The sequence below is a fragment of the Pseudomonas sp. SMN5 genome (assembly GCF_052041925.1).
In the GTDB taxonomy this organism is placed as follows: Bacteria; Pseudomonadota; Gammaproteobacteria; order Pseudomonadales; family Pseudomonadaceae; genus Aquipseudomonas.
In genome coordinates this window covers 15,703-41,865 of record NZ_JBKGGX010000038.1, presented here as the reverse complement: position 1 = coordinate 41,865, position 26,163 = coordinate 15,703, and the positions used below count along the sequence as shown (strand labels likewise).

Below are 26,163 nucleotides of genomic sequence, written 5' to 3'. Positions count from 1 at the left end.
AGGGGTAGAAGAAACAGCAGCACTACCTTCTGGCCCGCACCAACCCCAAGCGACGTCACCAGGGCCAGACTTTTCTCGGCGGCATCGACGACATTCGGGCCTTTACCACCCACGCCCTGCTCGAACGCCTGGAAAAGGCCAACGACCGCAGCCCTGACCCGCTACCAGCGAGCCAACTCCAGCCTGACGACGTGGTGCTGACGTTCAGTGTTTCGGCGGGTTATCCCGGCACTATCGGCCTCAGCGAAAAACGGCAGATGAGCCTGACCGAACTGGCTATCCACAACCTCGTCGGCCGTCCCAGTGGCACCTTCAGCCTCAGCCATCGCCTGGGCCACGCGCTGCCGACCTGGCTGACGCCAGCCTTTGTCACCCAACTGATCGAACAGGTCGACATCGGGGCGACCTATCCTCGCTATCTGCGCCAGCATCTGCTCGACGACTCTCTCAGGGCGAAGGAGCGGGAACGGATCTTCGCCGAACAGCTCCCGGCGCAACTGATGCTGGAAGCATTGAAACAGAAGCTGGCCCGGGAGAATGGCATGACCGCCCAGGGCCTGCGCCTGCTGGCAGCCGTTCTCCAACCCGACGCGGCGAGCCAACGGGTCAACGGTCGTCCGGTGGTCATTCGCCACTTGGCGGTGTTGCGCAAGGCCCAGGCCCAGCCCGACACCGTGGCCAATATGTTCGTCATCGAGGCGCAGGACATCGCCACCGGCCCGCACCTGTTGTATCGGCCATTCTACGCGCCCTCGCTACGGGAGTTCCCGACCCGCGAGGCGCTGATGCAAGCCATTGCCGCTTCCGGGGCCCTGCAAGACAGCATCCTGACCTGGCTGCCCGACGCCGCCCGCCCGATCTACGCCAACGGTGGGTTCCTGGAGCCTCACATCGTGCGGTTCTTCAGCGGTGACGAATTCAGCGTTCCGGACAAGCCCGCCCCCGCGACCCTCGCCCTCGACGACGCCCATGGCGAATTGCTGCAATCGCTGCACCACGGTGAGCTCATGCAGTATCTCTATGGCTGCAACGCCCAGGCTCTGGTGACCCAGGCCGACCGGGATTCGGTGTCGAACCGCGAAAGCCGCTGGGCAGTGTTGCTTGAAGGCGGCGGCCTGTTGTTCAACACCTTGCTGTTTCCTTTGCTGCGCGGCCCGGCCATGACCACCGTCTGGCTCTGGAACCTGATGGCCAGCGCCCAACAGGACATCCCGGCGCTGATCAGCGCAGACCCGGTGGCCCGGGAGTTTGCCGCGGTCGACCTGCTCGTCAATCTGGCCCTGCTGGTGAGCCAACTGCCTGCCGGCCATGGGCCTGTGGCGCGTGCCGCGCTGCCCGAATCGGTGCAGCAGGAGGCCATGCGTTCGCCCGCGCCGCGCGCCATTGCCGAACAATGGCCCGAACCGGCGGCGCCTACCTTCGTGGAGGGCACCGTGGCCGTGCCGGATGCCCACGCCGAGGCCGCCAGTCGGCGCCTGGACTTCAGTTTCGCCAGGGCCAGCGGCCAACCGACACCGCAACAACAGGCGCGATTGCAACGTTTGCGGGTGCCGTCCCCCAAGACCCTACCCGACCCCATTGAAAACGGCCCGTTCAAAGGCCTGTACGTGATCGACAGCAAATGGCATGCCCAGGTCGAAGGGGCCTTCTATCGGGTCACCCCCGAATACGATGGCAGTGCAACCATCGTCGACCCACTCGCTGCGCTCGACGCCGACAGGAACGGCCCGCCGCTGCGCGTCGATGCCCAGGGCCATTGGCACCTGGATCTGCGCCTGCGCCTGCTCGGCGGTTCACCGCCCAAGCGGGTGGAGGCACAGCGGCGTATCAACCTGGAGCGGGCCAAGCAGTTGATGGATGAATCCAAACGGTTGGAGGCGCAAGACGCCGACCGACAAAAAGCCTTGGACGTGGCCCAGCAAGTCATGACCCGGACCGAGGAAGGCGCCCAGTACACCGAGGACCAACGGGCGGCCAAACGCCAGATTTTCTATGACCTGCTCAACGAACAGACCGAGATGTACCTGACACTGGTGAACAGCGCGGCCGAACGCGCCAGCCTGGGCGTCAGCTTCCCGTCGGGCTACATGCATGTGCTCATGGAAAACGTGATCAACAATGCCCGCAAGGCGGTTCTGATCACCGAAAAGGAACGGGTCGCCATCCAGCGAGCCCATCCGCAGTTTGGAGAGCATGCCGACATCAGGGAAATTGTCGCCCGTGACTACGAAGCCTACATGAAGTATCTCGACGCCAAGAGCGACATCAACGACCGGGCGATCCACTGGTTGGAACTCAAGGACAATTATCTCGAGCAGCTATCGAACCTCGATGCGTCGGGCGCACGCGCATTCGAACGCCTGACCAGCAACCGTCCCCTGGATGAGAAGAACGCCATCGGCAGCAAAACCATGCAACTCTCCACGCTGCCCGTGCTGGCGGTGAGAAACCGCCAATCCGCCCTGCCCGAACGCCTGCTTCGCATTCTCATGCCATTGATGGAGCACATGCGCTCCCATTGGGACCTGCAAACATACGACGTATCCCCGGCGGAAAAACTCGAGGTACTGACCAGCCTGACCGAGCATTACGGCAAGACCCTGGATACGTTGAAGGGGACGAAGGCTCTTTACCTGGACGACATCCACGAATCCTATTTCGACAGGCTGGTCAAAATGGTCGAGGGTCTTTACCAGGAGGTCTCCAGGAAGCTCGCCGCAGAAATCAAACCCGAGGCAAAACCGCGCAAGCGTGTGCCGAAACGCCCCCGGACAGGCGCCGGGCTGCAGCAGAAAAAACTGATCAGGACCCGCCACAATGGCGTTCTTATCGGCGACCTGAAACCCGCCGGCACGAGCCTGCCCATCGAAGTCGTCGAAATGCGCTCCGAAGCCAACAACCAAGTACTCGCCACCTATTCGCGTCATGAGGATGTCTGGGACGTGGTCGATGTACGCCGCCCGACCTCGGTGCCCCAGACGCGATCGATCAAGGCGATCCGGGCCAATGGGCGAGAACTGCTCGACGATCTGGACAAGCGCATGAGCCGGGCCGAAAGCTACAAGACCCACTGCCGTCATCCTCAGGAAATCGAGGAAATCCTGAACAATGAGGCGAGTCACTTCCGCACGCTTTCCGAAGAACTCGACCGGGCACTCGCCGCATCGCCAGCCTCCCGCACCCCGGCCAACGAGGAGCTGGGCCGACAACTGGCAGGCGCCGCCAACCAACTGGCGACCAAGGGCAGCGACCTGCGTATCGAACTGAGCCTGAAACTGCCACCCACCGACGGCAACCTGCGGTTTCTGTTCGAGAAAAATCTGATACAGGTGGCCCGACTCGGAGATCGCACGGCCCTGCAAGGGGCCCGCAAGGATTTCCTCCAGGAATACGCCATCAACGACCGTGACGGCTTCCCGATCTGGTACGCGCATTTTCATTACGCCGCGGCCGACACACCGAAGGACAACTTCAGCGTCGCGCACCTCAAGACCAAGGAGCAACGCAAGGAGCACTACCACTCACTGCTGGCCAAAGCCACCAGCCCCTACGCGGTGGTGAATGTGCATCGAGGGCAGATCAGCAAGTCGTTGGCCCAGAGCCGGTTCTTGCCGTTGGCGCCTTGATCGCCGAACACTGCCAACAACCGTGGCGAGGGAGCTTGCTCCCGCTGGGCTGCGCAGCGGCCCCTTTAACAGTCAACCCGATGGATCTGGTGACCTGGGGCCGAAGGCTTTTGGGGCTGCTGCGCAGCCCAGCGGGAGCAAGCTCCCTCGCCACAGGGGTCTGCGCCAGCCTTGATCCATCAATGGGCAAACAACGAATTGCCCTTCTGCCCAGCGAGTTTTTCCGGCTTGATCAGGAACCGCGCCAGCGCCGGCAGCAGCCACAGCGCACCGAACATGTTCCACAGCAGCATGAACGTCAGCATCAGCCCCATGTCGGCCTGGAACTTGATGGCCGAGAAGATCCAGGTGCACACGCCGATGGCCAGGCACAGGCCGGTGAACAGCACGGCTTTACCAGTGGACTTCAGCGTCTGGTAATACGCTTCCTGCAACGGCAACCCGGCCCGCAGGAAGCTTTCCAGGCGACTGTAGATATAGATCCCATAGTCCACGCCAATCCCCACCCCCAGCGCCACCACCGGCAGGGTCGCGACTTTTACGCCGATGCCCATGAACGCCATCAGGGCGTTGCCCAGTACCGAGGTCAGTACCAGCGGCAGCACGATGCACAAGGTCGCCGCCCAGGAACGGAAGGTGATCATGCACATGGTCGCCACGCAGATGTACACCAGGATCAGGATCGTCAGTTCCGACTGCTTGATCACTTCGTTGGTGGCCGCTTCGATGCCGGCGTTACCGGCGGCCAGGATGAACTCCAGGCCGTCGCGGTTGTTTTCCTTGGCGAACGCCTGCACCGCCGTGACGGCGCGGTCCAGGGTCTCGGCCTTGTGGTCGTTGAGGAACACCAGCACCGGTGCCAGGGAACAACTGTTGTTGTACAGGCCATCGGCCCGGGCAATGGAGTTGTTCAATACGTCAGGGTTGCGCGAGAGGGTTTCCCATTTCAGGTTGCCCTCGTTCATGCCCTTGATCATTTGCTTGGACACGGTCACCAGAGAGATCGCCGACTGCACGCCCTCGGTGTTCTGCATCTTCCACATCAGTTCATCGATGGGCGCCATGGCTTCGTAGCGCGAGCAACCTTCGGCCTTGGTCTTGACCATCACCACCAGCACATCGGAACTGGTGGAGTAATTGCTGATGATGAAATTGTTGTCCTGGTTGTAGCGCGAATCCGGGCGCAGTTCCGGCGCGCCCTGGTCCAGGTCGCCGATCTTCAGGTTCTGGCTGTACCACAGGCCGCCACCGAAGGCGATCAGCGCCAAGACAATGGACACCGGCGCGACCTTGGCACTTGCGAAGTTGGACAACCCGCGCCAGAACGGATGCTCGCGGTTCGCGTCCTTCTTGCTGCGCTCGACGGCGCGCTTGCTGATACCGACGTAAGAAATCGCCACCGGCAACAGGATCAGGTTGGTGAACACGATCACCGCCACGCCGATGGACGCACCGATGGCCAGTTCGCGGATCACGCCGATGTCGATGATCAGCAAGGTGATGAAGCCGACGGCGTCCGCCAGGATCGCGATCATCCCCGGCAGGAACAGCTGGCGGAAAGTCCGCCGCGCGGCGGTCAGGGCATTGTCGGCCTCGCTGGACTGCAAGGCGATGCCGTTGATCTTCTGCACGCCGTGGGAAATGCCGATGGCGAAGATCAGGAACGGCACCAGCATCGAGTACGGGTCCAAGCCGAAACCGGCGGCGTGCATCAATCCCAATTGCCAGATCACCGCCACCAGGGTGGTGCTCAATACCGCGATGGTGCTGCGCATGCAGTGAGTGAACCAGTACAGCAGGATCAGAGTGATGACGAAGGCCACGCCGAAGAACATCACCACCATGACCAGGCCATCGATCAGGTCGCCGACCTTCTTGGCGAAGCCGACGATGTGAATCTGCACGTTCGGGTTCTGGGCTTCGAACTTGTTGCGGATCTTGTCTTCAAGCTCGTGGGAAAACTTGCGGTAATCGAGGGCGAGCAGTTTGCCCTGGTCCTGCGGGTCCGGATAGGACTCCAGCAACGGGATGTCGATGATGCTCGACTTGAAATCGTTAGCCACCAGGCGCCCGACCTGGCCGGACTTGAGCACGTTGTTGCGCAGCAGGTCGAGGCTGTCGGCCGAGCCGTTGTAGCTCTGGGGGATCACCTCGCCGCCGGCGAAGCCCTCTTCGGTCACCTCGGTCCAGCGCACGCTCGGGCTCCACAGCGACTTGAGGCCGGAACGGTCGACGCCGGAAATGTAGAACACCTCGTCGTGGATCTGGCGCAGGGTCTCCATGTATTCCTTGGAGAAAATATCGCCATCGGTGGCTTCCACCGAGATCCGCACGGTATTGCCCAGGTTCGCCAGGTCGTTGCGGTGTTCGAGCATCTTCTCGATGAAAGGATGCTTGAGCGGGATCATTTTTTCGAAGCTGGTGGACGGCCGGATCAGCGTGGCCTGCCAGAAGAGGAAGAGGCTGACCAACAGGCAAATGACGATCACTGCCGGGCGGTTGTTGAATATCAGGCGCTCGAGGAAGGTCGCCTTGTCTTGGTGATGACTGCTCATGGGGTCCGCCTTGTTGTTTTTATGCCCGTTGTGCAGGCCTGACTCATTTGCTCAGTTCAGCGCCGGTGGCCGTGGTGGCGCGTACGCCGCCCTGCCCCGCCAGGATCAGATTGCCGTTGCCCGCCGCCGTGACCGCCGCCACCGAAATCCGGTCCGGGCGGTTGAACACGCTGAACGTCACGCCGTCGTCGGTGCTGCGCACCACGCTGCCGCCATTGCCGACAATCACGATGGACCCGTCCTCCAGCAACGTGGCCCCGGCCAGGCCGAACTCCAAGGCGCCCCGGGCAGCCTTGAGCTCCACCTGCTCCCAGGTGCTGCCGAAGTCGGTCGAGCGGTAGAGATTGCCACGCAAGCCGTAGGCCAGCAGCGTGGAAGGCTGGGCGGTGCCGATGACGCCGAACAACGAACCTTCGTACGGGCCTTCGAGTTTTTCCCAGGTCTGGCCCCAATCGCTGGAGCGGAACATGCTGCCGGACTCGCCGACAATGAACAGCCCGGCATCTTTCACGGCGGCGATTGCATTGAGGTGGAACTGGTCTTCGTTATCGAGGCGCTCGCTGGCGTCTTCCCAGTGCTTGCCGCCGTCGGTGGTTTCCACCAACGCTCCGTAGGCACCCACGGCGAAGCCGTTGTTGGCGTCCTTGAACCAGACATCCAGCAACGGTGCTTCACGGGTCAGGTCTTCGAACTGCTTGGTCCAGGTGCTGCCGCCGTCTTCGCTGGCGAGGATCTGGGAGTCGTGGCCCACGGCCCAACCGTGTTTGTCATCGACAAAGAACACAGCGGTGAGCAGTTGCCGGGTCGGCACCTTGGCCTGGGTCCAGGAGCGGCCCTGGTCGTCCGAGTAGACAACGTGCCCCCGATCGCCCACCGCCACAAGGCGCTGGCCAGCATGGACCACATCGAGCATCAGGGTCTTGCTGGCCTTGGCCGATTCGACCGAATAAATGACATCGGACGTTGACGCCGCAACGGCCAGCACCGGTGCCGACAATACGGCAGAGCCCAGCAGCGAGAGCGCTGAAGCCAGCAACGCAACTCTGCGCAGCACCGGCGGGCGGCAGCGGCCCACAGCCATGACAGGCTCACTCATAGACCTTTCCCCCATTTCTTATTGTTAGGCTTCGTGCGTTGCCTGTTCTGGAGCATAGTCCTGAAACCTGCAATCTAGAGCCACTTCGGAAGCTGACCTATCCTATCGGGCTTTCGAAAGGTCTGACAATCGACGCCACGTTATCTTTTGTTAACCAGGAGGGCTGCGCGGGGAGTGAATGATGGGGTATTCGGTGGGGTGATGGCACGGCCATTACAACGACAGCCTATTTGCTCTATTCAAAATCAATATAAAACCCTGCTACTTCTGACAGTAGCCCGCTTTCCTTTCTTAATCGACACTCTCCAGATGGAACAGTGAATGACAAAATATTGCATTAGCAATCACAAGAGGAGCGAGTGTCATGATCCCCCCTGAAAATGTTAATGATGAAAAAGGATTTGATGTCGAGCCCTATAACAGCTACGCCATGGACGTCCCTACTGTAGTCAAGCTACTGGAAGGAACAGGATATTCCTGGGACATGAATCTACCAGCATTCAATTTCACCAATAAATACAAGGGTGCAACGTTTATAAATTACAAAGTAATGGGGAGCATTGGTCATAGCAATAAATATTCTGCCAGTGTTACGTTCCATGATGACCTAAGATTCTCAAGCACTGAATTCATTAAGGAAACAGAGGAGCCCGCGCCAGGAAATGAAGAAGCCTTGGTCAATGCCCTCAGCCTGAACATTCTACTTGCCAGGCACTATACGGCGGGTGCTGGCCTAGGGGCACTGGCCATTCATGGCTCTGGAAAAGAACTTAACTTTTCAAAAAGGAGCTTTTAGCCCGGATTGCTCATGAGCCTCGTCGACCAAGTCGAAAGCCTCACAGCACAGGTGTTCGCTGGAAATCTACTGTGGGAGCGGGCTTGTCCGCGAAGACAGCGGCACATTCAACACCTTCATGACAGATACACCGCTTTCGCGGGCAGGCCCGCTCCCACAAGGGATTTGGGGTGTACGCCGCCTTGGCATGCACCAGCAAGACCTGTGGGAGCGGGCTTGCTCGCGAAAGCGGCGTGCACCGCGGTCCGCCAGGCAGACCGCGGCATCAAGCTCACGCCAAACTCTTGCTCACTACCTCAAACACGTCGCTGGACAACCCACCCGACGCCAGGATGCGTTCGAGCTCGGCCTTCATCAACGCCTGGCGGGCGCTGTCGTATTTGCGCCAGCGGGTCAGCGGCGCCAGTTGCCGCGAGGCGATCTGCGGGTTGAAGCCGTTGAGCTGGATGACGAGATCGGCCAGGAAGCGATAACCCGAACCGTCGGCGGCGTGGAAGTTGATCAGGTTCTGTCCGGCGAATGCACCGATCAGCGCCCGCACCTTGTTCGGGTTCTTGATGTTGAACGCCGGGTGTTCCATCAACGCCTTGACCCGCGCCAGACCGCCCGGCAGCGGGCTGCCGGCCTGGACGCTGAACCATTGGTCCATGACCAGCGGGTTGCCCTTGAAGTTTTCCGCGAACACTTCCAGGGCACGGGCCTTCTCGGTTTCAAAGGGCGAGTTGACCAACACCGCCAGCGCCGTCAGGCGTTCGGTCATGTTGTCCGCGGTGTCGAATTGCTCCAGGGTGGCACTGAGCACTTCTGGTTTGTCGGTGAGCATCAGGTACGACAGCGCGATGTTCTGCAAGGCGCGACGGGCAAAGTGTTCGGCCTCGGCCACATACGGCGTGCGTTTCGACAGGTCGCGGTTGGCTTCATAGCGCAGCCACAAGGCTTCGAACAGGTTGTCGGCCAACTGCTGGCGAGCGAACTCGCGAGCGGCATGGATCGCCTCGACGTCGGCCACTTCGCTGATTTCCGTCAGATAGGCTTCGCTTGGCAGCGAGAGCATTTCCGCGACCATGGCCTGGTCCAGGGATTCGTCCGACAGCACCGTGCGCAATGCGGTAACCAGACGCGGGTCCAGCGACAGGCTGGCGCCCTTCTGGTGCTGGGCGATCAATTCCTGCAACACCTGCACCGACAATTGCTGGCCGGCATCCCAGCGATTGAAGCCATCGCTGTCGTGCTGCATCAGGAACATCAACTGGTCGCGGTTGTACGGGAAGCTCAGCTTGACCGGCGCCGAGAAGCCGCGTAGCAGCGATGGCAAGGGCTTTTCAGCGATGTCGACAAAGGTGAACGTCTGCTCGGCTTCGGTCACCGAAATCACGCGGGAGGTGCCGCTGGCCGCCGCTTCGCCGCTCAGGCGCAGGGGAATTTCCGCGCCACTGCTGTCCAGCAAGCCCAGCTCCACGGGAATCACGAACGGCAGTTTTTCCGCCTTGTCCGGGGTCGGCGGGCAGCTCTGGCTGAAGGTCAGGCTATAAGTCCTGGCGGCGGCGTCGTAGGACTCGCTCACCACCAACCGTGGCGTGCCGGCCTGGCTGTACCAGCGTTTGAACTGCGTCAGGTCGACGCCGTTGGCATCCTCCATGGCCTTGATGAAATCGTCGCAAGTCACGGCCTGACCGTCATGACGCTGGAAGTACAGGTCGCTACCCTTGCGGAAGCCGTCGGCCCCCAACAGCGTGTGGAGCATGCCGACCACTTCCGAGCCTTTTTCGTACACGGTCAGGGTGTAGAAGTTGGAGATCTCGATGAAACTGTCCGGGCGCACCGGGTGGGCCATGGGGCCGGCGTCTTCGGCGAACTGATGGGTGCGCAGGTACGCCACGTCCTGGATGCGCTTGACGGTGGCGGAGTTCATGTCAGCCGAGAAGCCGGCGTCGCGGAACACCGTAAAACCTTCCTTGAGCGACAGCTGGAACCAATCGCGGCAGGTCACGCGGTTGCCCGACCAGTTGTGGAAGTACTCATGGGCGACGATCGCCTCGACCCGCTGGTGCGCGGCGTCGGTGGCGGTTTCGGCGCGAGCCAGCACAGCGCTGGAGTTGAAGATGTTGAGGCCCTTGTTCTCCATCGCGCCCATGTTGAAGTCGTTGACCGCGACGATCATGAAGATGTCCAGGTCGTACTCACGGCCGTACACCTCTTCGTCCCAGCGCATCGACTTCTTCAGGCTGGTCATGGCGTGCTGGCATTTGTCGATGTTTTCCGGCTCGACGTAGATGCGCAACGCCACGGTACGCTGGCTCATGGTGGTGAAGGTGTCTTCGACGCACCACAGGTCGCCGGCCACCAGGGCAAACAGGTAAGCGGGCTTCTTGAATGGATCTTCCCAGGTCGCCCAGTGCCGGCCATCTTCGCCGGGACCACTGGCAATCGGGTTGCCGTTGGACAGCAGCACCGGATAACTGTGCTGCTCGGCCACCACGGTGGTGGTGAACTTGCTCATCACGTCCGGGCGGTCGAGGTAATAGGTGATCTTGCGGAAACCCTCGGCCTCGCACTGGGTGCAGAACATCCCGCCGGATTTGTACAGGCCTTCCAGGGCGGTGTTGGTTTCCGGGTGGATCCGCACGCTGGTGTCGACCGTGAAAGCCTGCGCCTTGGGGTGCAGGGTCAGGTGGCTGTCATCCAGTTGATAATCGCCGGCACCGAGGTCGGAATCATCGAGCTTGACCGAGATCAGCTCCAGGTGCTGGCCGTCGAGCACCAGCGGCGGCAGCCCGGCGCCGCGCTCGGGGTTGCGGCGCATCACCAGTTGCGCATGGACCAGGCTGTGGTCCTCGAACAACTCGAAGGTCAGGTGCGTCTCGTCGATCAGGTACTCGGGGGCCTGATAGTCCTTCAGGTAAATCATCTTCGGTTGTTCGGTGCGCATGGGTCGAGTCCTTCTACTGATGCACGGCGAGCTGGTAGGCCGTGTATTTACGAATGTTGATCACGCCGGTGTCGAAAATCAGGTACTGGCCCTTGATCCCCAGCAGCGTGCCTCCGGCAATCGGGTTCTTGTCCAGGTTGAAGCTGACGATCTTGGCCGGGTACTGCTGCACCGGATAACGGATCTCGACCGGTTCGACGTCCGCTATGGTCTGGATCGCCTGTAGACCGAATCGTTCCTGCAAGCCCTGCAATCCCTGGGCACAGCTTTCAAACAGCGAATCGCGGATCTGTGGCAGGTCGACGGCGGCGGCATCGCCCTTGAGCAAGGCGCGCCAGTTGGTCTTGTCCGCCACCTGGCTGCGAAACAGGTCCTCGACGAACCCCGACTGCTGCCGGGTCGCGACTCGCAGGATCGGCAACGCCTGGCTGGCACCCTGATCCAGCCAGCGGGTCGGCAGCTGCGTGGCGCGGGTGATGCCGACCTTCACGCCCGAGGAATTGGCCAGGTACACCACGTGATCGGTCATGCAGAACTGCTCGCCCCAGGCCGGATCGCGGCAAGTGCCGGCCTCGAAATGGCAGCGCTCGGGGCTCATGATGCACAGGTCGCACTGGGCCAAGCTGGTCATGCATGGGTAGCAGTAACCCTGGCTGAAACTGGTCTTGGTCCGGCGCCCGCAGTGGGTGCAATGGATCGCACCGAGAAACTCCAGGCGCACTGTACTGCCGATCAATGGGTTGACCGGCACCTCCGTATCACCCAGGCGAAAGGCGTATTGAACGGTCGGCCCGTCAAGGCGCGCCGACATCTTGCTGATTGCACCGCGGCCAATCTCGATCAATGGATGGCGTCCGACTTGAACAGGATGTTCGGCACTTCGGTGGACTTCGACTGGCACTCTTGCGGGCCCATGTAGCCGGTGCGCTCTTCTTCGGGCAGGTTCTGGATTTCCCAGGCGATCATCGCCTGCAACGACAACTCGCGCTGCTCGGCGGTGAGTCTGTTGCCATCGGCCCATTTACCGATTTCCACCGCCAGCTTCAGGCTGCGGTAGATGTCGGGGGTGATGTTCTGGATCATTTCGTTGAACGAGGACATGGGTTCTCCGCGCGTTCGTTTAGTGACAATAAAGATTAAGTGGGCTATTGGTCATTCGTGGCGAGCGAGCTTGCTCGCGCTGGGCTGCGTAGCGGCCCTCCTAGTGGGTGCTGCGCACCCAAGCGGGAGCAAGCTCCCTCGCCACAGGATCATTGTCGGGCCATTTTACGGCGAGCAAACAGCCCGCCCAACAATCCCGTGAAGCAACCGACGAGCAGCCCGCCGACATGGGCGCCGTTGGCGATTTCACCGAAACCGATCAGCGAGACCAGCCCGGACAGGCACAACAGCAGCCAGACCAGCATCATCACCAGCACCCCGCGGGGCAAGTGATAGGCCGGGGTCGGCGCCAGCAGTTGATAGATCCAGCAATGCCCCAGCAGGCCATAGAGCACACCGGACAAGCCGCCGAACAGCGTGGCCCCGCTGACAACATACTGGACGAAATTGGACACGAGACTGAACAGCAGCGTCAGCCCCAGCAGGTTGATACCGCCCTGGCGCGCTTCGATCCGCCGGCCCAGCTCCCAGTACCACATGCCGTTCATCGCAATGTGCAGGAAGCCGAAGTGCACCAGCATCGGTGTCACCAGGCGCCACCACTGCCCCGCCGCCAGGCTGTCGGCCAGGGGGGTGAACTGGATGTACTCGCCGACAACACGAAACTCCAGGAACGTCAGCCAGCGCAGGGTTTCAAGATTTTCACCCAGCAGGGTCACCGCACCGACGATCAGGCTCAACAGCAACACCAGCGCGGTCACCGGGCTGCGGGTCAGTTGTTCGACGAAACCCGGGCGCCGCGACGTGTTGCCGATAACCGGCAGGTCCAGCTGTCGGTCGGGATCGCCCGCCGGAAAACGCGCATACAAGGCGCGCACATCGTCGCCGACTTCATCCGGCACCCAGAGTACCTGTTCGCCGGCCTCTTCGCTGACGCGGTGCGGCACCTGCATGCGTTGCAGCAGCTTGACGAAGCCGCTCAAGTCTTCGGCCAAGGGCAAACGCAGGACGGCGACAACGCTCATCGCATCACCTCCGGGCGCTCGACATCGACCCAGACGAATTTATGCGGGTCCAGGCGGGTTTCCTGGTCCAGTCGATAGGCCGCCAGCTTGCCGTAGAGCACCGCGCTGTAATCCAGGCAGGCCAGGTTCGGACGGATCGGCGCCGGTTTGCCGCTGCGCCAGTAATGGCCGACAAACAGCATCGGTTCGTCGACGCCGTAGCGCAGCAGGTTGTTCTTTTCTTCCGGGGTCAGTGGCGTGCGGGCCACCGGCTCAGGCAAGGCATCGGGCTGGAACACGATATCGCCGTAGGTCTGCGGGTTGTCTTCCCAGAACTTAGTGCGGAAAAACGCCCGGGTCAGGCCGTCGCCACCGGTCAGGGTCATGCCGTGGGGCAGGCGCATGTCGGTGCCACGCAGCAGACGGTCGAACACCGTGCAGGCGAAGCTGCCCGATTGCGCCGAGGCCTGGAGGAAATGTTCGTCGACGCAGCCGTCCGGGAACAGTCCACGCAACGGCTCGATCAGGCCGGCGTCCCAACAGGCATGCACCACCCGGAAACGGCCGGCGTCGACGAACAGCGGCAGCTCATAGAACCACTTGAGGAAGTCCTGCCAGTCACCGGGGTGCTGCTCGAACTGGGTCAGGGTTTCGTTGAGCAGCCGGGCGTGGCGCGGCGTGTGCTCGCGCACATAGCGCTGGCCGCTGCCGGGCAGCGCCGGAGTGCTCCAGCCCAAGGCGTTGAACTCGTGGTTGCCCATGATGCACAGGGCCTGCCCGGCCACGACCATGTCATGGACGATGTGCAGCGCCTCGCGGATCCGCGGGCCACGGTCGATGATGTCTCCCAGGAACACGGCCATGCGCGACGGATGCCGCCAGACCCCGCCGTGCTTGTGGTAACCGAGTCGGTCCAACAGGCGTTCCAGGGTCAGGGCGCATCCGTGCACATCGCCGATCAGATCGTAACTGCGCGCAGGATCGAGCATCAGTCGCCCCTGCCTCCCAGCCGGCTGCCCCAACCGAGCTTGGTCCGGCAGACTTCGTAGTAGTTGTGATCCAGCGGATGGATCAGGCGCAGTTTCTGCGCTTTCTTGCTGACGGTGATGGTGTCACCCGGCGCGCAGGTGAAATGGTTCTGGCCGTCACAGGACACTTGCGGGTAGATCTGCATATCCTTGGACACGACGATTTTCAGCTCACTGTTGCCATCGACCACGATGGGTCGCCCAGACAAGGTATGGGGGTACATGGGCACAATCACAATAGCGTCGAGCTTGGGATGCATGATCGGCCCGCCGGCGGACAGCGCGTAGGCCGTGGAACCGGTGGGCGTGGCGACGATCAGGCCGTCGGCCTTCTGGCTGCAGACGAACTGGCCGTCGATGTACAGCTCGAACTCGATCATCCGCGTGGACTTGCCAGGGTGCAGCACCACATCGTTGAGGGCATCGCCCTGGCCGATGGCCTCGGCGTGACGGCGTACCTCGGCTTGCAGCAGGAAACGGTTTTCCACCAGGTAATGGCCGTCCAGTACCTCGGCGACCTTGACTTCCAGCTCGTCGGGACGGATGTCGGTCAGGAAACCGAGGCTGCCCCGGTTGATCCCCAGGACCGGAATATTGTGCCGCGCCAGCGCCCGGGCGGCACCCAGCAGGCTACCGTCGCCGCCAACCACGATCACCATGTCGCAGACTTCGCCGAGCATCTTGCGCGACGAGGTTTGCAGGCCGTGGCCGGGCAGGACTTCGGCGATGGTGTCTTCCAGGATCACGTGCAGGTGCCGTTCCAGCAGGAACCGCTTGAGGCGGCGAACGGTGTCCAACACCTGCGAACTGCCCAGGCGACCGATGATGCCGATATTGCGAAATTGCTCCATGGGGCTCCTGCGAGGGTCTGCGGCGGGCGAAAAACCCGATTATGGGCGAAAGCGCTCCGTAGACAAAATTCTTTAAGCCTTCACCGTAGCGGCTATGCTCGCAAAATGATCCTGTTCCCCGATTTACTCGACCTGCCCCGCCGCCTGCGCCATCCCGAAGTGCGGGACCTGGCGTGGGCGCTGCTGGCCCCACCGATGCTCATCGATACGCCATGGCCGCAACGCCATCCGCTGACCGGCAGCGACTGGGTGCGCGAGCCGGATCGGCTGGAGCATTGGCTGCGGCAACTGGACCGCGACAGCTACCCCTTGCTGCAGTGCCTGTCCCAGGGGCGGACGCGGCGCCTGGGTCTGTATTACGAGCGGCTGTGGCAGTTTGCCGCGCAACATGCGCCGGGCATCGAACTGATCGCCGCGAACCTGCCGATCCGCCACCAGGGCCATACCCTGGGTGAGCTGGACCTGCTGCTGCGCGACGGCGATGGCGTCCATCACCTGGAACTGGCGATCAAGTTGTACCTGGGCCCTCAGGGCGGTAACGGCCAGGACCCCGCGCAATGGCTGGGCCCGGGTAGCCATGACCGCCTGGACCGTAAACTGGCGCACCTGCGCGAGCACCAGCTGCCGATCTCGACCCGCCCGGAAAGCCGCGAAGCGCTGGCGGCACTGGGCATCGAATGCGCGGGCAGCGAGGTGTTTCGTTCCGAGCTATGGCTGGGTGGATACCTGCTCTACCCCTGGCCCGGCAACGCCGAACCGCCGGCGGGCGCCCATCCCCGGCACCTGCGCGGCCGTTGGTTGCATCAACGGGATTGGCCGGCGTTCGTCACCCAGCGCCCGCCGGGGCGCTGGCAACCCCTGCCCCGCGCCGCCTGGCTGGCGCCGGCCCACTATCCGGCCGACCAGACCTGGAGCGTTGCGCAATTGGCGGCTTGGTTGAGTGAGCTGGATCCGATGGCGCCGGCGCAGTTGATGGTGCGCCTGACTGAAAACTCTGGCGGCGAGTGGGAAGAGGCCGAGCGGGTGTTCCTGGTGGCGGATCGTTGGCCGGATGTGCCGGGTAATAGCTGAGTATTGCTGTGTCTGGAGCGACCTCATCGCGAGTAGGCTCGCTCCCACATTGGTTCTGCGGTGTTCGCGGATTTGGCGTGCACCTCAAATCCCTGTGGGAGCGAGCCTGCTCGCGATTAAGCCACCTGAGTCTAGAAAGACAACCGCAAAGCCAACGCCGCCAACGTCACCAACAACACCGGCACCGTCAACACAATCCCGACCTTGAAGTAATAACCCCAGCCAATCCGAATATCCTTGCGCTCCAGCACGTGCAGCCAGAGCAAGGTTGCCAGGCTGCCAATGGGGGTGATTTTCGGACCCAGGTCGCTGCCGATGACGTTGGCATAGATCATCGCCTCCTTCACCGCTCCAGTGGCCTGGCTGGCGTCGATGGACAAGGCGCCGACCAGGACCGTCGGCAGGTTGTTCATCGCCGAGGAGAGCAAAGCGGTCAAAAGCCCGGTGCCCATCGCCGCACCCCACACGCCGTATCCGGCGAAGCTGTCGAGCCAGTGCGCCAGGTACCCGGTCAGCCCGGCGTTGCGCAGGCCATAGACCACCAGGTACATGCCCAGAGAGAAGATCACGATCTGCCACGGCGCTTCCTTCATCGCCTTGCGGGTGGAGATTTTGTGTCCACGAGCGGCGACACCCAGCAGCAGCACCGCACAGACTGCCGAAATCGCGCTGATGGGAATCCCCAGCGGCTCCAGGGCAAAGCAGCCCAGCAGCAGAATCCCCAACACGGCCCAGCCGGCCATGAAGGTGGCCTTGTCGTGGATCGCACTGGCCGGTTCGTCCAGTTGCTGCGGGTCGTAGTCACGGGGGATGTCCCGGCGAAAGAACCACAACAGGATCGCCAGGCTGGCCGCGACGCTGACCAGGTTCACCGGCACCATGACCGCCGCGTAGCGGCTGAAGCCGATGCCGAAGAAGTCCGCCGAGACAATGTTCACCAGGTTCGACACCACCAGTGGCAGGCTCGCAGTGTCGGCGATGAAACCGGCGCCCATCACGAACGCCAGGGTCGCCGCCGGGGAAAAGCGCAGCGCCAGCAGCATCGAAATCACAATGGGTGTCAGGATCAACGCCGCGCCGTCATTGGCAAACAGTGCCGATACCAACGCTCCCAACAACACCATGAACCCGAACAGCTTGCGCCCGCTGCCCCGCCCCCAGCGAGCCACATGCAGGGCCGCCCAAGCGAAGAACCCCGCCTCGTCCAGCAACAGGCTGATGATGATCAGTGCGACAAAAGTGCCGGTGGCATTCCAGATGATCTGCCACACCAGCGGGATGTCCGCGAGATGCACCACCCCGCACAACAATGCCAGCAGCGCGCCGAACGTAGCGCTCCAGCCAACGCCGAGCCCTTTGGGTTGCCAGATCACCAGGGTAATGGTCAGCAGGAAAATCAATGACGCGATGAGCATGCGCAACAGCCTTGAAAGAGCAATGGGTAGGAGATAGTCAGCAGCAACGGGCCACCGGACGGTCAGTCATCGCGCCCAGGCGCTGTACATCCGCCTCCATCCAGCCCGCATTCGCCGCCAGCGCCTGTTCCAGCGAAGAGCGGACCCAGGACGGTAGCTGTGGATGCAGACGGTAATAAATCCACTGCCCCTGACGCCTGTCACTGAGCAGACCGGCGTTGCGTAACTGGGCCAGGTGCCGGGAGATCTTCGGCTGGCTCAGTTCCAGCGCGGCGGTGAGTTCGCAGACGCACAATTCACCTTCACGCGCCACCAGCAGCGCAATACGCGTGCGCGTGTCGTCGGCCAGCGCCTTGAAGACTTCGACGGGATTGTGGGAATCGGGCATGGCAATGAAGAGCCTGGGTGAACGAAGGGCGAATATATGGAAATCCGAATATTCGGTAAAGCCTGGATTGGTCACGCAACGTGCTCTTGTGGCGAGGGAGCTGGCTCCCCCTCGGTCGGTCCGACGCTTCAGGCGTAGCGACCGCCAAAGAAGGGGCCTGCTGCGCAGGCCAGCGGGAGCAAGCTCCCTCGCCACGGGGTCTGGCGGCCAATCAGGCCTTTTTATGCTGTTCCACCCACCGACCATAAGCATCAATGAATTTCTGCAAGAACGGCTTCAACGACTCCGACAGGTTGCCCGCCTCGTCAAATGCCGTCCCGGCGCCGCTCAGGTAGCCTTCGGGCTGTTGCATGCAAGGCACGTCGAGAAACACCAGGGATTGGCGCAGATGATGGTTGGCGCCGAAACCACCGATGGCGCCCGGCGAAGCGCTGATCACCGCGCCCGGCTTGCCACTGAAGCAGCTCTGGCCATACGGGCGCGAGCCGACGTCAATGGCGTTTTTCAATGGTGCCGGCACCGAGCGGTTGTACTCAGGCGTGACAAACAGCAACGCATCCGCCGCACCCACCTGCTGGCGGAACGTGGTGTAGGGCGCCGGCGGCGTCACATCGATGTCTTCGTTATAGAGTGGCAACTCACCGATTTCGACGATGCTCAACTGCAGGTTGGCGGGAGCCAGGTCGGCCAGTGCCAGGGCGATCTTGCGATTGATCGATGCCTTGCGCAGGCTGCCCACCAGAACGGCCACTTTATAAACATTACTCATGAGAGGCTTCTCGACTGTCGATTCAAAGGAGCCTGTAGTTATAGATGATCGGCGTGACAATTGGACCAGTGGAGCGACGGAAATCGGCCTCTTCGACTATTTTTTTCTTGTAGGAAAACTTCCCGCGCTTGACCAAGGTCTACAGAACCGCAAATCGAGTGATCTATTTCCAGAGGTTCTAAGCAATGGCAGCAGTACTTGTCGGACAATTTCATGCACGGGACGCCGAAGGTCGCGTCTACTCGGTGCATGAGTTCCAGGAATCGACCCCGTCGCCCGACGGCAACGGCAAGGAGCCTGTCACTACCTATAAGCTGGCCATCGGCGATCGGGTCAACAAACTCGACGAGGACCGATTCCTGCTGGTGCAATCGGGCATCGAACTGACGCGCGAACCTGAAACGCTGATCGCTTCATAATTGCTCTTATGAGCAGAAGTCATGCCCGGACTTGGGTTAGGATTCGGCCATTCAATGGCACACCCGCCGAACATGGACTTCTTGCATGCGTTTACGCCACATCGAAGTGATCCAGGCGCTGCTGCAAACCGGCCACCTCGGCACTGCAGCGCAGTGGCTGCAATTGCCGACGACGGAAGTCGAGGCGATCCTTCGCGACGCCGAGACGCAACTGGGCTTCATGCTGTTTGCCAGTGTGCGGGGGCGCTTGCAGGCAACCCGGGAAACCCTTGAACTGCGCGACGGCATCACGCGGCTGTACGATACCCTGGAACCGGTGCAGCGCTTGGCCAGCAGCCTGAAACATCACCAGGCACCGCCCCTGCGCATCATCTGCACTCCGCCGCTGGCCCAGCAATTGTTGCCCCAGAGCATCGCCGCCCTGCGCCGACGTCACCCGGACGCGCCTTGCACCCTGCTCAGCCAGCCGACCCGCGAAATCGTCCGAAGCCTGTTATTGCGAGCAAGCGACCTCGGCCTGAGCCTGCATGACCCCGAACATCCCGACATTCAGTGCCGGATGATCGCCCAGGGCAAACTGCAATTGCTCGCGCCCCATGGCTGGCTGCAACCGCGACAGAAATACGTTTCGCTTCAGGATCTGGCGGGCCAGCCGCTGGTGGGACTCGATGGGCATGATCCGCTGAGCCCGGCGTTCGAACATAAACTGGGAGCACTGCGCCCGGCGCCGGTGATCCAGATCCGCGTGCAGACCCACCAGATGATGCGCGCCATGGTCGAAGCCGGCGAAGGCCTGGCGATCGTCGACCCGTTCACCGCTTCCGGCGCCAAGGGCGGCGGCCTGGACGTCTGTCCGGTATCACCTGCCGTCCCCATCAGCCTCTATGCGCTGACCCTGAATGGCACGACGCCCTCACCCGCCCTGCAAACACTGCTCGAACGAATTACGGAACAAGCCGAGGCCCTGCTGGGCCACTGATCGACATGCCCAGCGGATCGTCGAACAACCGGTACCAGAACAACGCCACCTCGGCGGTATGCCGGTCGATGCCGCGATAGCGCAGGTGGTCGATGCCGCCCAGCACGTACCCGCAGCGCTCGTAGAGCCGGCAGGCTCCCAGGTTGTTGTTCTGGGTTTCCAGCATCACGCCCGGCAGTTTTTTCTTGCGACTCCAGAAATGCGCGACATCGAGCAATGCCTTGGCCACCCCATGACGACGCGCCGGGGCGTGTACCGCCAGTTCGTCGATGTGGGCAAAGCCGTTCCAGTTGGTGCTGACGACCAGGTGCCCGACCGGCTGGTCGTCGAGATAGGCCATGAAAATCTCACTGTCCGGCGCATCGCGGAAGCTGCTGAACTCCTCCGGGTCGATGCCGTAGCACTTGCTGTAAGGAACGATGGGCGTCACCGGCCATTGGCTCACGGGCCGGCCGATCTGCGCCGTACCGTATTCGCTGACCTCGAAACTGAAATCACTGCCCCAGATGTAGGCTGCAAAGCCATCATCGACAACGCGCACCGACAACCCGGGGTGCTTGGGATTCATGACCGGCTGCATACAGGAGAAGGTCCTCATTCCTTGAAGCAACCAACGGCGCATTGCCATCCATTGCCCGTGCTGTGCAAATCTTCAGACATCGAATTGGATCCAATAGCCTGCGTTTTACCTCAGGTTAGAAGGTCGTGGCGATTGTGGCGAGTGAAATGAACGATCGCCACGGCGGTTTACTCAAGGCTTCACTCAATCATGTGGCGAGGGAGCTTGCTCCCGCTCGGGCGCCGCGACCGCCAAAGAGGTTTGCGTCGCAGTCCAGCGGGAGCAAGCTCCCTCGCCAGAGGTTCGCCACTCCCCGGATGAATCAGCTCGCTGCCTGATTCTCGACCAACTGCGTCCACAATGCCGGAGCACCCGCCGACTTGGCGATGGCCTCCAGACGTGCGGCGTGTTCGGCCAGGTCGCTTTCGCTGGCGCGGATGATCCGCGACGGTTGACGGTCCGCAGGCAAACGGCGGATTTGCGTGACCTGGCTGCCGGCCCCTTCACCGGCACCGTCCGAGGCGTTACCGGCCAGGGATAGGCTGGTCTGGCCGCCGGTCATGGTCAGGTAGACGTCGGCGAGGATCTCGGAGTCGAGCAAGGCGCCGTGCAGTTCGCGGCCGGAGTTGTCGACGCCATAGCGTTTGCACAAGGCATCGAGGCTGTTGCGCTGCCCAGGGTGCCGCTCCCGGGCCATCATCAAGGTATCGAGGATGGTGCAGTGCCGGGTGATGTCGGCCCGGTCATGCTGGCCCAGCAAGGCGAATTCGTTGTTGATGAACCCCACGTCGAACGCCGCGTTGTGGATGATCAACTGCGCGCCCTGGATGAACTCGAAGAACTCATCGGCCACCTCGGCGAAACGCGGCTTGCCCACCAGAAATTCGTTGGTGATGCCGTGGACGCCGATAGCGCCCTCGTCGCTTTCGCGGTCCGGTTGCAGGTAGACGTGGAAATGGCGACCGGTAAGGCGCCGACCGATCAGCTCGACGCAACCGATTTCGATAATCCGGTGACCATCGGTCACCGGCATGCCGGTGGTTTCGGTATCCAGTACAACAGATCTGTTGGCCATCAGTGCTCAGCTCTCAACGGGGGCATGCTTGCAAAGGGGCGGATGTTAACACGGTCCAGTCGTGATGGAATTTCCCCGGATCCGGCTATTACAAATGAGTACAGGTGAGCAATGGCACTAAGCCAGTGAAATGCTAGCCTCATGCCACTGGTCGTTGCTCAACGCCAGTTACCATAAGGAGCGTGAAATGTGTCTCATCTCTCGACCCCATGAAAAAATACCCGGCTGCGGCGGAGCAAAACTGGCAACGCTCACCCTTGCATTACTGTCCGGTTGTGCATCACTCGATGACCGGCCTGACCTCGGTCGAACCGACGGCGAACAACCCGATCCGGCACGCTATGAGGAAAGAAGTGCTACCTTGAGAGCCGCCGAAAATTGCCACCTGCGCTCGTATCGCCAACAACTTCATGCGCAATCCGGTGCCAGCAATGATAGCTGTACAGGACAAGAACTTACCGGCTACCGTCCGGAACTTGGACTGTCGCTTTCCGGGGGCGGGATGCGCTCCGCTACATTTTCAATTGGCGTTCTGGCTGGGCTGCAGAAACAGGGTCTACTCGACCAGGTAGATATTGTTTCTTCCGTATCAGGAGGCAGTTACGCCAACTTATGGCTCACTCACCAGCTCTATGGCGCAAAACACTACCAGACGCCGGCGGCTGCCACCGACGAGTTGTTCAAAAGCTACTACGTCTATAAAGCCGTAAGAGACAACCCCGACATCGAACCCATGGCCCGGCCTCACCATGCCGATCAAACAAGCCGACGCTTCCAGACTTACATAGAAAACAACAGCTATCTGATTACCAGGACGCAGGACTCCTACTACGGTGCTTTTATCGACCAGAGTAGCTACATCGGCGAGATGACGGGGCGTACCGCACTCTGGGTCCCGTCCGTTCCACTCAATATCATCGCGAACGGCATCTTTCGCTGGCAGGTCAACGTGAACCCGTGGGAATCAGCCTACAAGAAAGGAATCGACCGAACCTTTGGCGCCTACCCGACTGACTGGCATTCGACTTTAGAAAACGCGTCACCCAGCTATAGCGAACTGGCTGGCGCGGCCAAGCGGGGCGAAATACCCTTCTTTATCGTCAACACGACGGCGGCCTATGGCGGGAAAGTGGAATGGCTACGCACCGCTGATTTCGCGGGTTTCAATTCTGACCTGGCAAGCGTCGTCTATGAGTTTTCCCCCCTGGCCTATGGCAATACCGCGTTTGGCTACTGTGATTATCAAGACAAAACAAACCGCCGTACCTATGGGGTACCTTGTTATCCCGCTGAAGCGCCGAAACTCTCCGAAGCCGTCATGATGTCAGGGGCCGCAGTCGACTCCCTCAAGCTATCCGACCTGCCTTTGGTGTACGTCCCGGTAGACGCATTCGCCGACGCCTTGAACTTGTCCCTGGGTCGGTACGTGGCAAATCCGAGGGTCGAGCCGGCCACTCGAGCCTGGCACAAAGTACTGCCGTTTCCCTTTTATTTTGCAACTAACCGTAGATATGACGAAACACGTGACTCGGTGTACCTGAGTGATGGTGGACATTCGGAAAACCTTGGGCTTTACGCCTTGGTTAAAAGACGAGTCAAAAACATCATTACGATTGATGCAGAGCACGAGGCGACCAGCAAGGGAGACCAACGCATGGCCGTGTTTGATGCATTACAGCGCCTGCGCTGCCATCTGGGCAAGGAAGAGGGATTGAAGTTCTACAAGGTGGAGGGCAGTGCTACCGTCCCTGATAGATTTCTGGACTCAGACGCCTGCGAAACTTTCACTCGGAAGGATATCGGGTTTAACTTCGTCAAATCCGACCCGTTCTTCCGTTTCGACATCTGCCCTGACCAGGGATGCACAGCTGAAAACCGGATCCGGGTCCTGTACGTCAAGTTGTCGACCCAAGAAGAGGCAATGCCACCGAACCCGGACTGGAGCGACAGGTTGGCGAACTGCGATGGCGACAATGACTTTTCCTGCGAAGCGATCTGGCTTTACAAGCAGGGATTGTCTGCCTGCAAGCACCAGTGGCTGGGCGAATGTGATCGCTTCCCCCAGGTCGCGACCAAAGATATCAATTACCCCAGAACGCAGGTCAACGGTCATCGGGCGTTGGGCTATGACATAGGGCGTCGTATTACCCTCTCCGAACAAGGCCCGGCTGGAAAACCATTCGCATCCTGGAATCCAAAAACGAGCGCTTCCATCCAATCCACAGGTTTCTGAAGCAGTTGGGCAGACCTTGAACCACGCCAGCCGGGCGAAGGCCGGCGTGGTGCCACGCTCGCGGTCAGCTCTGCTTGTAACCGCGCACCTCATCCACCCCACGATTGGCCAACTGGTCGGCCCGTTCGTTGCCGTGGTGGCCGATGTGGCCGCGCACCCATTTCCAGGTCACGTTGTGGCGGTTGACCTGCTCGTCCAGCAGCATCCACAGGTCGGCGTTTTTGACCGGCTCCTTCGCGGCGGTTTTCCAACCGCGCTTCTTCCAGTTCGCCATCCACTCGTTGATTCCCTTCATCACGTATTGCGAGTCGGTGACCAGCAACACGTCGCAGGGCCGCTTGAGTTCTTCCAGGCCGCGGATGGCGCCCATCAGTTCCATGCGATTGTTGGTGGTGTTGGCCTCGCCGCCCCAGAGTTCTTTCTCCACGCCCTTGCACACCAGCAACGCACCCCAGCCGCCCGGACCAGGGTTGCCCTTGCAGGCGCCGTCAGTGAAGAGTTCTACGCTATCGCTCATGCCAATCTATCCAGGAAAAATGCAAAGGCCTGCCGGCCAGGCCCGAAACCGCCTGCAACCGAATTGCCGGCCAGACCATCAGAAAAAGGGTTAAGGCTCGATGTGGCGCCGGTTGACCTTGGCCATCGGCAAGGGGATCAACTTACCCATCGGCTCGCGTCGAACCTGACGCACCGGGCGCAGCCCGACCGCGATCTTGCGCGCCACCAATAGATAGAAGCCGCCGCCGGACAGTTGCCAGTCACCGGCCTTGCGCTCCCAGCCAGCCAGGCGGGCCTGCCACTTGGGTGACGCAAGCGGCGGACGATAGCACCCGAAGCGGCGTTTCTCCAGCGCGAAGCCCAGCAGGTTGAGCCAGTCGCCCACCCTGGAAGCCGAGATACAACGGGCCTGGCGCAAGGCATCCTGGGCGAACACGTGCCGCAGCCCCCAACTGCTCCAGGGGTTAAGACCGATGATCAGCAAGTGCCCACCGGGGCGCACGCTGCTGGCGGCCTCACGCAGCAAGCCATGGGGGGACAGGCAGAAATCCAGGCCATGCTGCATCACCACCACATCGGCGGCATGCTCGCTCAGCGGCCAGGCCTGCTCCTCGCAGACGATTTCCACCCCGGGCAACGGCGCTCCCAGCCGTACGTTGCGCTGGACCTGCGGCGCTGACGGCGGGGTCTGTGCCGAAGGCCCATAGTGCACAAGATAGCCGCCGAAGAACCGACCCAGCTCGTCTTCGAGCATGCGTCGTTCCTCTTCCAGCAAAAACTGCCCGACCGGGCCGGACAGCCATTCACGGGCGGCGCTGATCAACGCCAGCCAGTCAGGATCAGCCTGAGCGAACGCTTCATCGGTCATTGCATTCTCCAACGCGCCAGGAAGTTCTAAGATGCGCCTTTGTTTACCGCTTGGCGAATTCCGCGATGATACAGATCAGTGCCCTGCCCGCGTTCACCGATAACTACATCTGGTTGTTACAGGATCACTCCACCCAGCGCTGCGCCGTGGTCGACCCGGGTGACGCCACGCCAGTGCGAGCCTGGCTCGACGCCCATCCGGGCTGGGTCCTGAGCGATATCCTGGTCACTCACCATCATCATGATCATGTCGGCGGCGTCCAGGCGCTGAAAGACGCCACACAGGCCACGGTCCACGGCCCGGCCAGCGAGAACATCCCGGCACGGGACAGGGCACTGCACGACAATGACAAGGTCAACGTGCTCGGCTGGGACTTCGATGTCTACGCCGTGCCCGGCCACACGCTAGGGCATATCGCCTACTACCATCATGGCCTGCTGTTCTGTGGCGATACGCTGTTCGCCGCCGGATGCGGCCGGCTGTTCGAGGGCACGCCCGAACAGATGCACCACTCCCTCAGCCGTCTCGCCGCCTTGCCCGAGGATACGCTGGTCTACTGCACCCACGAATATACCCTCGGCAACCTTAAATTCGCCGCGGCGGTAGAACCGGACAACCAGAACATCGCCGCCCGCCTGGAAAAAGTCAGCCGGCAACGCGACGAAGGCGTCATCACCCTGCCCTCGACCCTGGCGTTGGAAAAACTCACCAATCCGTTCCTGAGGGTGACTGAAACATCTGTTAAACAAAAAGCAGACGAACGGAACGGCCAGCGAAACCAGACGCCGAGTGAGGTTTTTGCAGCCTTGAGAGCTTGGAAAGATAAGTTCTAAGGGACCTACCGGTTGATACAAAAATTCTGAATGGTTGACCTGTTGGGGTGCGCTTTCTAGAATCGGCCGA

General features: G+C 61.3%; 22 protein-coding genes. 7 read left to right on the top strand and 15 right to left on the bottom strand.

The window, feature by feature from the left end; all coding sequences use genetic code 11:
• Positions 1-29: 29 nt before the first annotated feature.
• Positions 30-3,626: a dermonecrotic toxin domain-containing protein gene (locus ACLEJR_RS25595; RefSeq protein WP_440817399.1), complete on the top strand. Its 3,597-nt coding sequence runs from the start codon at positions 30-32 to the stop codon at positions 3,624-3,626.
• Positions 3,627-3,805: 179 nt separating this feature from the next.
• On the opposite strand, the gene ACLEJR_RS25590 is transcribed toward ACLEJR_RS25595, so the two are convergent.
• The gene (locus ACLEJR_RS25590; RefSeq protein ID WP_440793378.1) at positions 3,806-6,181 is read right to left on the bottom strand and encodes an efflux RND transporter permease subunit; all 2,376 of its coding nucleotides are present in this window, start codon (positions 6,179-6,181) and stop codon (positions 3,806-3,808) included.
• Positions 6,182-6,224: 43 nt separating this feature from the next.
• A complete protein-coding gene (locus tag ACLEJR_RS25585; protein ID WP_440793380.1) occupies positions 6,225-7,277 on the bottom strand; it encodes a WD40/YVTN/BNR-like repeat-containing protein in 1,053 nt (350 codons plus the stop codon).
• 364 nt (positions 7,278-7,641) lie between these two features.
• Between ACLEJR_RS25585 and ACLEJR_RS25580 the strand changes: the two genes are divergently transcribed.
• Positions 7,642-8,073: a hypothetical protein gene (locus tag ACLEJR_RS25580; RefSeq protein WP_440817396.1), complete on the top strand. Its 432-nt coding sequence runs from the start codon at positions 7,642-7,644 to the stop codon at positions 8,071-8,073.
• Positions 8,074-8,344: 271 nt separating this feature from the next.
• Here the strand turns inward: ACLEJR_RS25580 and pepN are convergent, their stop codons facing one another.
• From pepN to ACLEJR_RS25550, 6 genes are all read right to left on the bottom strand, one after another.
• On the bottom strand, positions 8,345-11,002 hold the full coding sequence (gene pepN, locus ACLEJR_RS25575; RefSeq protein ID WP_440817393.1) for an aminopeptidase N: 2,658 nt from the start codon (positions 11,000-11,002) through the stop codon (positions 8,345-8,347).
• 13 nt (positions 11,003-11,015) lie between these two features.
• On the bottom strand, positions 11,016-11,846 hold the full coding sequence (locus tag ACLEJR_RS25570; RefSeq protein ID WP_440817392.1) for a DUF2797 domain-containing protein: 831 nt from the start codon (positions 11,844-11,846) through the stop codon (positions 11,016-11,018).
• Positions 11,843-12,103, bottom strand: a complete 261-nt coding sequence (locus tag ACLEJR_RS25565; RefSeq protein WP_440793388.1) for a YeaC family protein — start codon at positions 12,101-12,103, stop codon at positions 11,843-11,845. The genes ACLEJR_RS25570 and ACLEJR_RS25565 overlap by 4 nt, the downstream gene beginning before the upstream one ends.
• Positions 12,104-12,252: 149 nt before the next feature.
• Positions 12,253-13,128 (bottom strand): rhomboid family intramembrane serine protease, encoded by an 876-nt coding sequence (locus ACLEJR_RS25560; protein WP_440793390.1) that lies wholly within the window; start codon positions 13,126-13,128, stop codon positions 12,253-12,255.
• Positions 13,125-14,099 (bottom strand): metallophosphoesterase, encoded by a 975-nt coding sequence (locus ACLEJR_RS25555; protein WP_440793545.1) that lies wholly within the window; start codon positions 14,097-14,099, stop codon positions 13,125-13,127. The genes ACLEJR_RS25560 and ACLEJR_RS25555 overlap by 4 nt, the downstream gene beginning before the upstream one ends.
• On the bottom strand, positions 14,096-14,986 hold the full coding sequence (locus ACLEJR_RS25550) for an NAD(+) kinase (RefSeq protein WP_245144498.1): 891 nt from the start codon (positions 14,984-14,986) through the stop codon (positions 14,096-14,098). The genes ACLEJR_RS25555 and ACLEJR_RS25550 overlap by 4 nt, the downstream gene beginning before the upstream one ends.
• Before the next feature lie 105 nt (positions 14,987-15,091).
• Here ACLEJR_RS25550 and ACLEJR_RS25545 point away from each other — a divergent pair, with 105 nt between their 5' ends.
• On the top strand, positions 15,092-16,057 hold the full coding sequence (locus ACLEJR_RS25545; protein WP_440793392.1) for a DUF1853 family protein: 966 nt from the start codon (positions 15,092-15,094) through the stop codon (positions 16,055-16,057).
• 131 nt (positions 16,058-16,188) lie between these two features.
• Here the strand turns inward: ACLEJR_RS25545 and ACLEJR_RS25540 are convergent, their stop codons facing one another.
• The 3 genes from ACLEJR_RS25540 to ACLEJR_RS25530 form a co-directional block, all read right to left on the bottom strand.
• Entirely contained in the window at positions 16,189-17,472 is a 1,284-nt protein-coding gene (locus tag ACLEJR_RS25540; RefSeq protein WP_440817389.1) for an arsenic transporter, read from the bottom strand.
• A 37-nt stretch (positions 17,473-17,509) separates the two neighbouring features.
• Positions 17,510-17,860, bottom strand: coding sequence for a metalloregulator ArsR/SmtB family transcription factor (locus tag ACLEJR_RS25535; protein WP_440817387.1), 351 nt, complete (start codon positions 17,858-17,860; stop codon positions 17,510-17,512).
• Between the two features lie 211 nt (positions 17,861-18,071).
• On the bottom strand, positions 18,072-18,629 hold the full coding sequence (locus tag ACLEJR_RS25530) for an NADPH-dependent FMN reductase (RefSeq protein WP_440817386.1): 558 nt from the start codon (positions 18,627-18,629) through the stop codon (positions 18,072-18,074).
• Positions 18,630-18,814: 185 nt separating this feature from the next.
• On the opposite strand from ACLEJR_RS25530, the gene ACLEJR_RS25525 reads away from it, so the two are divergent.
• Together ACLEJR_RS25525 and ACLEJR_RS25520 are read left to right on the top strand one after the other, a co-directional pair.
• Positions 18,815-19,048, top strand: coding sequence for a hypothetical protein (locus tag ACLEJR_RS25525; protein WP_440817384.1), 234 nt, complete (start codon positions 18,815-18,817; stop codon positions 19,046-19,048).
• 85 nt (positions 19,049-19,133) lie between these two features.
• Positions 19,134-20,027, top strand: coding sequence for a LysR substrate-binding domain-containing protein (locus tag ACLEJR_RS25520; RefSeq protein ID WP_440817383.1), 894 nt, complete (start codon positions 19,134-19,136; stop codon positions 20,025-20,027).
• On the opposite strand, the gene ACLEJR_RS25515 is transcribed toward ACLEJR_RS25520, so the two are convergent.
• Together ACLEJR_RS25515 and dnaQ are read right to left on the bottom strand one after the other, a co-directional pair.
• Positions 19,993-20,607, bottom strand: coding sequence for a GNAT family N-acetyltransferase (locus ACLEJR_RS25515; protein WP_440793403.1), 615 nt, complete (start codon positions 20,605-20,607; stop codon positions 19,993-19,995). The two genes, ACLEJR_RS25520 and ACLEJR_RS25515, sit on opposite strands and share 35 nt — an antisense overlap.
• Before the next feature lie 301 nt (positions 20,608-20,908).
• Positions 20,909-21,661, bottom strand: coding sequence for a DNA polymerase III subunit epsilon (gene dnaQ / locus ACLEJR_RS25510; RefSeq protein ID WP_440793405.1), 753 nt, complete (start codon positions 21,659-21,661; stop codon positions 20,909-20,911).
• Between the two features lie 187 nt (positions 21,662-21,848).
• Between dnaQ and ACLEJR_RS25505 the strand changes: the two genes are divergently transcribed.
• Positions 21,849-23,894 carry a patatin-like phospholipase family protein gene (locus tag ACLEJR_RS25505; protein WP_440793407.1) on the top strand — a complete coding sequence of 682 codons (2,046 nt, stop codon included), beginning with the start codon at positions 21,849-21,851 and terminating at the stop codon, positions 23,892-23,894.
• 64 nt (positions 23,895-23,958) lie between these two features.
• Here ACLEJR_RS25505 and rnhA read toward each other — a convergent pair whose 3' ends face one another.
• Both rnhA and ACLEJR_RS25495 read right to left on the bottom strand, forming a co-directional pair.
• Positions 23,959-24,411, bottom strand: a complete 453-nt coding sequence (gene rnhA / locus ACLEJR_RS25500; protein ID WP_440793409.1) for a ribonuclease HI — start codon at positions 24,409-24,411, stop codon at positions 23,959-23,961.
• Positions 24,412-24,501: 90 nt separating this feature from the next.
• Positions 24,502-25,260 carry a class I SAM-dependent methyltransferase gene (locus ACLEJR_RS25495; RefSeq protein WP_440793411.1) on the bottom strand — a complete coding sequence of 253 codons (759 nt, stop codon included), beginning with the start codon at positions 25,258-25,260 and terminating at the stop codon, positions 24,502-24,504.
• Positions 25,261-25,325: 65 nt separating this feature from the next.
• On the opposite strand from ACLEJR_RS25495, the gene gloB reads away from it, so the two are divergent.
• Entirely contained in the window at positions 25,326-26,093 is a 768-nt protein-coding gene (gene gloB, locus ACLEJR_RS25490) for a hydroxyacylglutathione hydrolase (protein WP_440793413.1), read from the top strand.
• Positions 26,094-26,163 lie beyond the last annotated feature (70 nt).